The organism is Gordonia sp. p3-SID1431 (genome assembly GCF_025143765.1).
Lineage (GTDB): Bacteria > Actinomycetota > Actinomycetes > Mycobacteriales > Mycobacteriaceae > Gordonia > Gordonia hongkongensis.
Genome location: NZ_JAMBDT010000146.1, coordinates 1 through 9,573, shown reverse-complemented (window position 1 = coordinate 9,573; position 9,573 = coordinate 1). Strand labels below are relative to the sequence as shown.

Below are 9,573 nucleotides of genomic sequence, written 5' to 3'. Positions count from 1 at the left end.
GCGCCCCCCGGCGACCCTGCGGTTCCGTTCGGCCCGCCGGGCGCCGCCACCCGATCCGCGGCTCGCCGGATCCGCGAACACCCGCGTCAGGAGCAGCGCCGCAATGACCACCACGATCTGCAGCATCGACAGCGCGACCGCCTCGGGAATCCGGAAATATCCGATGGCCTGCGTGTAGATCTCGGTCTCCAGGGTCCGCAGCTCCCCGGCGCCGAGAATGATCACGACGCCGAAACTGGTGGAACAGAACAGGAAGATCAGCGCGGCCGCCGACGCCGTGGCGGGCACCAGGCGCGGCACGACCACGGTCATGGTCGCCCGAATCCGGCCCGCCCCGAGCGACCGTGCCGCCTCGAGCAGCCGCGGGTCGAGGTTGCGCCAGGCCGCGCCGACGACGCGGACGACGACGGCGATGTTGATGAACATGTGCGCCGCGAGCACGGCCGGCAGCCCGGATTCGATGTGCAGGAACGCCAATGGGCCGGACAGCAGAGAACGGAAGGCGACACCGACGACGACCGTCGGCAGCACGAATGGCACGGTCACCACGACGGCGAGCACGACCGCGGTGGTCCCGCGGACCCGGGCGAACAACCACGCGATGGGTGCGGCGGCGACGAGCGCCAGGACCGTCGAGGCGGCCGCCTGGCCCAGGGTGACGCCCAGAAGCCCCAGGGCGTCGGTACGGTCGAGCAGTTCGATCAGGCCCACCCCGGAGTCACGGGCGATCGTGACGGCGCGCCGGACGAGCGCGATCACCGGCCAGGCGAACAGCACCACTACGAACAGCGCCGGGACCACCCACAGCGCAACCGGTCCGGCGGCCCGGGCCACCCGGGTCACCACTGTCCCGGCCGGGGTCACCGAGTCGTCACCGGCCGACCGCGGCACGCCACTGGTCGAGCCACATCTCGCGGTTCTCCGCGATCGTGGCGGGCGGCAACGACGACATCCAGGTGGGCACCTCCGCGCGCGCCGGCCATCCCTCGGGCAGCGGGGTGTCGCGCTGCACCGGGTAGACGTACATCGAGTTCGGGAGTTCTTTCTGCACAGTGGGACTCAGCATGAAATCGACGAGCCTGCGGGCGCCGGTCGAGTTCCGGGTGCCCTTCAGGATGCCGATGTACTCCACCTGCGGGAAGCAGCTGTCGAGCAGCGCGCTCGTCCCGGGCGTCGCCGCCGGCGACGAGGCGTAGGACAGCACGATGGGTTTGTCGCCACGGCCCTCTCCGGCGGTGAAAAGCTGGTTGTAGGCGACCTCCCAGCCCGAGACGATGGTCGCGCCGCCGCCGACGACCTGCTTCCAGTAGTCCTGCCAGCCGTTTCCGAGCGCACCGACGGTGGTGAGCAGGAACGCCGTGCCCGGCGAGGAGGTCGCCGGGTCGGTCACCGCGGTGAGCGAGGCGAATTCCGGGCGGGTCAGGTCGCGGAAGCTCGCCGGCGGGGTCAGAGACCTGGATTCGAACCAGCCGTCGTCGATGTTGAGGCACACATCCCCGCGGTCGACGGCCGTGAGCTGCCCCTCCGCGCCGGGCACCGCGAAATCGGCGGCACCGTCGGCCGCGGCGGGTGACTCATAGGACTCCAGGGCGCCGGCGTCGATCGGACGCGAGGCGAAGGTGTTGTCGATGCCGAAGACCGCGTCTCCCTTGGGCGCACCCGGGGTCAGTGACACCGTCGACGCCAATTGCCCGGCGTCCCCGGACTTCACGATCTTCAGGGTCAGTCCGGTCTCCTGGCGGAACTCGTCGATCACCGACTCCGGCAGTTCGAAGGAATCGTGGGTGAGCAGCGTGACCTCGCCGCCCGACGACGAGTCGTCGGCACACGCACTCGCCGACGTCGCGGCGAGAATGACGGCGGCCGCACCGACCACCAGTCGCGTCAGTCGCGACCTTCCGCGTGGGCGACCCGACGCGTCAGCGCGCAGCTCTGTCACTTCAGACTCCTGTTCGACCGTCCCCGATCCCCGATTCTCACCATCCAACCAGGTTGCCGCCTGTCCGTACGATTCAACCGTTCCGACGTCACTTCGATAACAATTGCATCAATTACCTCAACAACCCCACCCGTAACAGGCCGGCGGTCTGGACAGTGGAACCCGCGGGGGGCTTAAAATGACCCGCGACGACCCGGGTGAGAGGATGGGCTGTCCGCTACCCGACACCCGGGCGGATGACACAACCCGCGAGGCGCTGATCGACTGATCGTCGGCGCCACGACCGTTAGGACACACCAGTGCGTTTCTCCCGGCCACTGAGGTTGAGATCCGGCCATGCCCCGCGTCGACTCCGGACCCGTCGACTCCTCGTCGCCGTGTCGGCGCTCGCGGCGGCGACCTCACTCGCGATGCCGATGGCCGCGCAGGCCGCCCCGGCCCCGAAGGTCGACCAGCGCGTGCTGGACTCGCTCGGCGCGTTCGCTCCCGCGATCATCGGCTCCGTGGCGACGCCCGGACCCGACGGCAAGGTCTCGGTCGACCTGCTCCGCCAGGCCCAGTCGTTCGCCGACACCCCCGGTATGCCGGCTGAGGTGAGCAAGATCTGGCGCTCGATCGCCGACTTCCTCGGCGAACCCGGCCGCAAGCAGGCCGCGCGTCAGCTCGCCGCCGAGCGCAAGCCCGGCGATCCCGAGATCCCGCAGGGCCCGAACGCCCCGAAGATCCAGGAATTCCTCTACCCGACCTTCGGCCTCGGCTGCATCCCCGGCGGCGGTTCGCTCGGTCGCGCCCTGGTCACCGCCGGACCGCAGGAGGCACCGGCCCCCGGTCCCAAGCGCGGGGAGGCCGGTTACGTCTACACCTCGCTCGGCACGGGTCCGGCGATCGACAACAAGGCCGCGCCGCTCACGGTCAGCTGGTTCAACGTCGACACCGGTCGCACGGGTACCACGACGCTCAAGCGCAACCCGAAGATCAACGTGAAGGAAGGCCCCGGCACTTTCACCGGTATCTCGCGAACCGGCAAGGGCCGCGTCATCTCGGCGATCCACGGCAACGTCACCACGAAGACGAAGGGGCAGGTCGTCTCCTGCACCATCGTCCCGGTGATCGGGCTCGCGATCATCTGATCTCTTTCTCCTCTCACGACGAAGGCACCCCGGCTCGCAGCCGGGGTGCCTTCGTCGTGAGAGGACCTGCGCTCAGGGCGCCACTATCGGAAGGCGCGGCAGATCACGTGAACATCGGCCGAACAGAACGCGAAATGGCATGCAAGACATATCAAGACCGTCCGTCACGCAAACAGTCCGACATTCGCCATTCTCATGGCGTACAAACGTCATCTGTCGGCACCATGTCGTGAGGAGTTCTCGATGGGACCCGTGCTCGGTGAGTTACTACCCCTTGCGGTGGGTGTCGCGGTGTCGCCGATCCCGATCATCGCGGCGATCCTCATGCTCCTGGGACGCCATGCGCGCACGACGAGTATCGGTTTCGCGATCGGCTGGCTTGTCGGCATCGTCGTCGCGGTGGCCGTCTTCGTGGCCCTCGGAAGCGCCGTCGACCTCGACGGATCGTCGTCGAGCACCGGTTGGATGAAGATCGCGCTCGGTGTCGTTCTGCTCGTCGTCGGGTTGCGTCAGTGGCGTTCCCGGCACGCGGAGTCCGCGACGCCGAAGTGGATGTCGGCCATCGACGAGATGCGTCCGGTGACCGCCATGGGTATCGCGTTCGCGCTGGCGGCGATCAATCCGAAGAATCTCGTTCTCTGCGCGGCGGCGGGTGTCTCGATCGCCTCGGGCGCGCTGTCGATGCCGCAGGACGTGATCGCGGTGGCGATCTTCGCACTCCTGGCCTCGACCTCGGTCGTGGTCCCGGTCGTGGGCTACCAGCTCGCCGCGGCCCGCCTGCGCGAACCACTCGACCGCCTCAAGTCGTGGCTGCAGGCGAACAACGCGACGGTGATGGCGGTGCTGATCCTGGTCATCGGAGTCGTGTTGATCGGCAAGGGAATCGGCGGCGCGAGCTGAGCGTGCCGGCGGTGGTCGGCCTCTGTGCGGCGGTCCGAGGCCGTGCTCAAGGGCACTGAACCCGCAGTTCGCCGCGGTTTCGGTCTCTCGCGGATCGCGCCCATGTCACAGGTCGGACTCGCGACTTGCCGGGTTCCGAGTCTTCGTGGTCTCTTGTAACTCGAGTCCCATCTGTCACACCCGCCACACGTGGCGGGTGCTCGGCCGTCACAGCCGGTTGCCCCAAGGAGAGCCATGTCCCTCACGTCTCGGTTCACGCGTTCCGACGCTCCGCGTCGCGTCACTCGCAGCCGCGCGATCCAGCGCTGCGGCGCCGGTCTCATGGGTGTGGCGATCGCGGCGGCCACCCTCACCGCCACCTCGGCACCGGCGGCGGCCGAGCCACTCATCCCCGCCAACCTGCTCGGCGCGCTGTCGATCCCGTTCGACGCCGAGCTGGCCGGGGCGGTCCGGCTGCTCATGGCCGCGGGTGTCGACCAGATCGCCGTGCAGGCCGCCCAGACGATCATGGGGAGCGCCGGACAACTCTCGGTCGAGGACATCGCCGGGCGTGCGGGAGCTCTCCCGCTCCCCGCGGCCGCCGAAGGCGCACCCGCGTCGGCCGCCACTCCGGTCGCGGCCCCGACCGACCCCATCGCCCTGTTGCGCACGCTCGGCATCCAGACGCTCACCCCGTCGGTGTCGCCGTTCTGTACCGCCCCCACCGCCGACAACCCGCTCGGACTCGTCACCGCCGGGGCGGGGGCCGTGGCGGGTCCTTGGCCCATGAAGACCGACCCGCTGACCCAGCTCAAGCCGCTGCTCGACATGATCCCCGGCGTGAAGCTGCCCGAGAAGCTCAACCTCGTCGAGAAGGGCGAGACCGCATACGCTTTCGTGCCCGCCTCGCCGACGGCCGGTAGCGGCGGCACAATGCAGGTCGCCTGGTTCAACACCAGCACGCTCCAGGGCGGCTTCGCCGATCTCGACCCGATCACCGACCGCACCGCGCTGACGGCGCTGCCCCTGCTGTCCGGGGTCCGGCTGGCACCGGTGAAGACCGGCAGCGGCACCATCCTGTCGGCAGTCTTCGGCAACGCCAGCAACGGTACCCAGAACTGCTGGTTCCTACCTGCCGTCGGCATCGTCAATGCTTGACGCACAACGCTTTTCGCATCCGGTCACGCCTCACAGAACGAACTGACGACACATGAACCCCCACGGCAACACTTCGAAACCACGGAGTGCCCACCTCGCACGCGCCCTCGCGGCCGCAGCCGCCCTCACGATCGTCGTGGCCCCGGCCGCCGTCGGCATGACGGCGACGGCCGCGGCCGAACCGACTCCGGGAACATCGACGCCAGGCGTGGCCGAGCCGTCGGCGGAACCGTCGTCGACGGACAACAGCGCGCCCGCCGACGACAATGCGGGCACCGTCGACACGCGAGGTCCGGGACAGACGCCGGGCGCCGTCTACGCCAATCGCGAACTCCCCCGGGCACGTACGGTCGCGGGCGCCGGGTCCGGTAACGACTTCACGTACTGGAGCACCGGCGCCGACGGCAAGGCCCATCTGTCCTCGGGCGTGTTGATGGTGCCGGGCGGGCGGGCGCCGGCCGGCGGTTGGCCGATCGTCGCCTGGGCCCACGGTTCGCGCGGCATCACCGACCGGTGCGCACCGTCGTCGCGGCCCACCGCCGGGGACACCGATGAGCTCAAGCGATGGCTCGGTCGTGGATATGCCGTCGTCAGTACCGATTACGCGGGTGTCGGGACCCCCGGCACGCCGCAGTACTACGATCTCGAGGCCACTGCTCGCAACATCGTCGACGCGGTGCGCGCCTCTCGGGACATCGCCGACAACCTGTCGCGCTCGTGGGCAGTGGTCGGCGAGGGCCAGGGAGCCGCGGCCGCGATCACGCTGGCCCGACTGGCCCCGACCATCCAGGGCGGCAAGCTCGACTTCCAGGGTGCCGCGGCGAGTTCGATTCCCGCCCAGTTCGGTTCGCTCGTGGCCAATCTCGGGCCGTCGTCCGCGGCGATGCCGTCCGGGCTGGCCGCCGACGCGCTGTACACGCTGAGCGCGATCCGCAACGCGCACTCCGACCTCGATCTCGACGCCTACCTCACCGACACCGGCAAGAAGTGGCTGACCAAGGCCGCCGCGTCGTGTGTCACCGAGTTCGCGCGTGAGGTGGACGGTCTCGCCATCGGCTCGCTGTTCACCAAACCGCTGTCGGGGAACACCGAACTCACCGCCCTGCTGACCAAGGCGACCGAGCTGCCCACTCGCGGCTTCGAGCGTCCGGTCCTGATGACGCAGACCCTGCAGGACACCTCCGTCGTCGTACCGCTCACCCTCAAGTACCTCAACGACGCCCGGGTCGGCGACAGCAAGGTGTCGGCGCGTACCTATCTGACGCTCGACGGTGCCCAGTCGAAGCGGTTCTCCGACACCGACATCCGCGCGTTCGTCGCCCGCGTCCTGCGGTGAACCGAACGTTCCGGATCGCCTATGCGGCCACTGCCGCGGCAGCGACGATCGCCGGGTCGGCCGGTGATCGACGCAGCGCCGCGATCACCAAACCGCTGCCGATCGCGCTTCTCGCGGCGCGGGTGGCCGCCGGAGCACGACGCCGCCCGGTCGCCGACACCGTCGCGCTGGCGGCCGTTCTGGGGTTCTCGGCTGTTGGGGACCGGTTCATGTTGCAGGAAGAGTTCGAACACGACGACCCGGCGGCGAAGGATCGTTTTCTCCGCAGGGGTGCAACCTCTTTCGCGGGCGCACAGCTGAGCTACGCGGTCGCGATGTGGCGTGCCGGCGCACGACCGACGGTTCGGTCCGTCGCGCCGCGGGTGGGCGTTCTCGCCGAGTCGGCGACGGTGCTGAGCCGACACCGCCCTGCCCTGCTGCCGGTTCTGGGGACGTACGGCAACACGCTCGCGACGATGTCGGCGCTGGCGGCGGACGTGCCGACGCCGCAACCGCGCTTGCGGGCGGGCGGGTGGTTCTTCCTGCTCTCCGACCTCGCGATCATCAATCGACGACACCTGGTCACCGACCCTCGACTCCGGGTGGCCGGCGAGGCCTGGGTGCTCGCAAGCTATTTCACCGCGCAGTACCTGCTGATCGGCGGACTCGCCGACCGGTGAGTCAGGCGACCGCGCGGCCCGAGCAGGTCGAGTACTTCGGATTGGTCATCGGTAAGAAGGCCAGCGCACCGATCTTCTGGCGGATCGTGAAGGCGACGGGACCGCTGCCCGGATGGATGTCGACCTGCCATTTGATGGTGTACCCGCGGCCCGGAACAGTGGTGACGCCGGTACGTCCGGTCCGCAGGTTCCGCCACGACACCGACACCTCGTAGGTGTATTCGAGGGCCACTGCTCGGGCACGGTCGGTGCCGATGAGCGCGATGACGGGTCCGGGTAGTCCGTCCGCGGGGTGCCGGATCTGGTTGAACACGTCCACGCGGACCTTGACCGTGCCTGCCGGCCACGGGTTGACGCTGTCGCACCGCAGGGTGGTGACGTAGTTCGCCCCGTCGTCTGCCGGTGCGGCCCCGGCGGCTCCAGTACCGAACAGCGACACGGCCAGCGCCAGCACGGCGCCGGCCACCGTCGCGACCGTTCCCACTCCGACGCGTCCCCGCCGACGTCTGCCGCTCTCGAAGCCGACCGTGTTCTCCCCGCTCACCATGGGGGCAGTCTAGAGCCGCACGCGGGTGCCGTCTGCCAGAATCGACCCCATGCCGAAGATCCAGATCGCGCAGGAACCCGCGGCCGACGAACTCCTGTCGAACGATTCGTTCGCCCTCCTCACGGGAATGCTCCTCGACCAGCAGTTCCCGATGGAACGGGCCTTCGCCGGGCCGGCCAAGATCCGTGACCGGTTCGGCACGATGGATCCGGTCGAGATCGCCGACGCCGACCCCGAGGCGTTCGCCGACCTGTGTGCCACTCCCCCGGCAATCCACCGCTACGGTCGGTCGATGGCCGGCCGGGTCCAGGCGCTCGCGAAAGTCGTCGCCGAGGAGTACGGCGGCGACGCCGCGCGCATCTGGACCGAGGCCGCCGACGGCGCGGACCTGATGAAGCGATTGCGCGCCCTGCCCGGGTTCGGCGACCAGAAGGCGAAGATCTTTGTCGCGCTCGTCGCCAAGCAACTCGACGTCAAGCCGTCGGGCTGGACCAAGGTCGCCGGCGACTACAGCAAGAAGGGGTTCCGGTCGGTGGCCGACGTGACCGGCCCGGATTCGCTGCAGAAGGTCCGCGACTTCAAGAAGGCGGCGAAGGCCGCCAAGGCGGCAGAGGCACCGGCGACCGGGGCGCGGTAGCGACACCGCCCCGCGGAATCACCGAACCCTCGCCCCGAACGCCGGTCGGCTGGCCTAGGGTCGGAAAGCATGGAGTCCCTTCCGGATCGGCCGCTACCCGACCGTCGCCGCGTCGACCGTAGACCGGTGGCCACGGCGGACGCGGGCCGTGCGCTCGTCGAGATGCCGTTCCGACTCGGTTTCGCGGTCACCGGGGTGGTGCTCAGTGCAGCCGAGTCCGCAGTCGCCATCGCCCGTATCACGGCTGGGAGCGTGCAGAACGAGATCGCACTGGCAGTGGGCGTCGACGCCGACGAGCTCGGATCACTCCGGACGCCGCTCGCTCTCCTCAACCAGCTGTCCGAACTACTCGGCCCCGAGCGGCCGTTCGGCAGGATCCTGGCCAACGGCGGTCCGCTGGAGCGACTGCTCGATCCCGGGGGTGTCGTCGACCGGCTCACCGCCCCGAACGGTCCGCTCGACAAGCTCACCGCCGAGGGCGGACTCCTCGACCAGGTCGCCGAGGAACGAGGCATCCTGGTGCGCCTCACCGCGAAGGGTGGACCGCTGGACCGGTTGACCCGGCCGGGTGGCGTGGTCGACCAGTTCACCGAGAACGAGGGCATCCTCGAGCGCCTCACCTCCGAGGGCGGCATCGTCGACAAGTTGACCGCGCCCGACGGCGTGCTGGAGAAGGTGACCGCCGCGGGAGGCATCCTGGACCGGCTCGCCGAGGACGACGGCCTGCTCGATCAGCTCCTGGGCGAGAACGGTGCGGTCGAGCGTGCGATCGCACCGGGCGGGCCGCTGGACCGGATCTCCGAGCTCACCGAGGTCATCGGGCAGCTGGGACCCAACCTGCTCGCCATGCAGGAAACGGTCCACGAGCTCGCCGAGACCGTCGACCTGCTGAACCAGACGGTCGCACCGCTCGGCGGTCTCGCCGAGCGGCTTCCCAAACGCCTCACCCGTCCGCCGAAGGGGTCGGGCGGCAATGGACACGGAGACGCTCCGGCGGACACGAACGGGTACCCGCGGGGTTAGCCGCCACAGGCCACGCCGAGCGCCGGGTCAGAATGGCGGGGGCTCGTCGTCGTGGGTTGTCGCTTGATGGTGGGTTGCTTCGCTCCGGGCGCGTAGGTTCGCTTCGCGTTGTTTCTTGTTGCGGGCACGTTCTTCTCGCCGCTTCGCGTGTTTCGCGGCGGTGCGTTCGGTGATCGTGCGCGGTGGTCGGCCTTGCTGTTGTCTGCCTTGCCGCTCGGGCACGATGATCCGCGGTGTCGGTGGTGCTTTCGCGGCTTGTTCGAAC

Annotated in this window: 10 protein-coding genes and 1 pseudogene; 7 read left to right on the top strand and 4 right to left on the bottom strand. The window is 69.4% G+C overall.

Features of this window, described 5'->3' with window-relative positions:
* Together M4D77_RS22535 and M4D77_RS22530 are read right to left on the bottom strand one after the other, a co-directional pair.
* Positions 1–891, bottom strand: an 891-nt coding sequence (locus M4D77_RS22535) for an ABC transporter permease (RefSeq protein ID WP_396266611.1), incomplete at its 3' end; no start/stop codon positions are given.
* Positions 872–1,939 carry a thiamine ABC transporter substrate binding subunit gene (locus M4D77_RS22530; RefSeq protein WP_259937481.1) on the bottom strand — a complete coding sequence of 356 codons (1,068 nt, stop codon included), beginning with the start codon at positions 1,937–1,939 and terminating at the stop codon, positions 872–874. The genes M4D77_RS22530 and M4D77_RS22535, both read right to left, overlap by 20 nt.
* A 299-nt stretch (positions 1,940–2,238) precedes the next feature.
* On the opposite strand from M4D77_RS22530, the gene M4D77_RS22525 reads away from it, so the two are divergent.
* The 5 genes from M4D77_RS22525 to M4D77_RS22505 all read left to right on the top strand — a co-directional run bounded on the left by M4D77_RS22525 (position 2,239) and on the right by M4D77_RS22505 (position 7,101).
* Positions 2,239–3,069 (top strand): hypothetical protein, encoded by an 831-nt coding sequence (locus M4D77_RS22525; protein ID WP_259937479.1) that lies wholly within the window; start codon positions 2,239–2,241, stop codon positions 3,067–3,069.
* A 243-nt stretch (positions 3,070–3,312) separates the two neighbouring features.
* Positions 3,313–3,969 (top strand): GAP family protein, encoded by a 657-nt coding sequence (locus tag M4D77_RS22520; RefSeq protein WP_165629803.1) that lies wholly within the window; start codon positions 3,313–3,315, stop codon positions 3,967–3,969.
* A gap of 234 nt (positions 3,970–4,203) precedes the next feature.
* Complete coding sequence (locus tag M4D77_RS22515; RefSeq protein ID WP_165629802.1) at positions 4,204–5,106, top strand: hypothetical protein; 903 nt, start codon at positions 4,204–4,206, stop codon at positions 5,104–5,106.
* A gap of 52 nt (positions 5,107–5,158) precedes the next feature.
* Positions 5,159–6,442 (top strand): lipase family protein, encoded by a 1,284-nt coding sequence (locus tag M4D77_RS22510; protein ID WP_259937476.1) that lies wholly within the window; start codon positions 5,159–5,161, stop codon positions 6,440–6,442.
* Positions 6,439–7,101: a lysoplasmalogenase gene (locus M4D77_RS22505; RefSeq protein ID WP_259937474.1), complete on the top strand. Its 663-nt coding sequence runs from the start codon at positions 6,439–6,441 to the stop codon at positions 7,099–7,101. The genes M4D77_RS22510 and M4D77_RS22505 overlap by 4 nt, the downstream gene beginning before the upstream one ends.
* A gap of 1 nt (position 7,102) precedes the next feature.
* Here M4D77_RS22505 and M4D77_RS22500 read toward each other — a convergent pair whose 3' ends face one another.
* On the bottom strand, positions 7,103–7,648 hold the full coding sequence (locus M4D77_RS22500) for a hypothetical protein (RefSeq protein WP_259937472.1): 546 nt from the start codon (positions 7,646–7,648) through the stop codon (positions 7,103–7,105).
* 49 nt (positions 7,649–7,697) lie between these two features.
* Here M4D77_RS22500 and M4D77_RS22495 point away from each other — a divergent pair, with 49 nt between their 5' ends.
* The gene (locus M4D77_RS22495) at positions 7,698–8,285 is read left to right on the top strand and encodes an HhH-GPD-type base excision DNA repair protein (protein WP_065632624.1); all 588 of its coding nucleotides are present in this window, start codon (positions 7,698–7,700) and stop codon (positions 8,283–8,285) included.
* A 69-nt stretch (positions 8,286–8,354) separates the two neighbouring features.
* Positions 8,355–9,308 carry a hypothetical protein gene (locus tag M4D77_RS22490; protein ID WP_165629798.1) on the top strand — a complete coding sequence of 318 codons (954 nt, stop codon included), beginning with the start codon at positions 8,355–8,357 and terminating at the stop codon, positions 9,306–9,308.
* Between the two features lie 27 nt (positions 9,309–9,335).
* Here the strand turns inward: M4D77_RS22490 and M4D77_RS22485 are convergent.
* Positions 9,336–9,573: pseudogene (locus tag M4D77_RS22485) on the bottom strand (HNH endonuclease); the annotation flags it as partial.

Coding starts and splice junctions, on each gene's coding strand:
- M4D77_RS22510 (WP_259937476.1), top strand. CDS start 5,159: ATGAACCCCCACGGCAACACTTCGAAACCACGGAGTGCCCACCTCGCA.
- M4D77_RS22490 (WP_165629798.1), top strand. CDS start 8,355: ATGGAGTCCCTTCCGGATCGGCCGCTACCCGACCGTCGCCGCGTCGAC.
- M4D77_RS22515 (WP_165629802.1), top strand. CDS start 4,204: ATGTCCCTCACGTCTCGGTTCACGCGTTCCGACGCTCCGCGTCGCGTC.
- M4D77_RS22495 (WP_065632624.1), top strand. CDS start 7,698: ATGCCGAAGATCCAGATCGCGCAGGAACCCGCGGCCGACGAACTCCTG.
- M4D77_RS22520 (WP_165629803.1), top strand. CDS start 3,313: ATGGGACCCGTGCTCGGTGAGTTACTACCCCTTGCGGTGGGTGTCGCG.
- M4D77_RS22500 (WP_259937472.1), bottom strand. CDS start 7,648: ATGGTGAGCGGGGAGAACACGGTCGGCTTCGAGAGCGGCAGACGTCGG.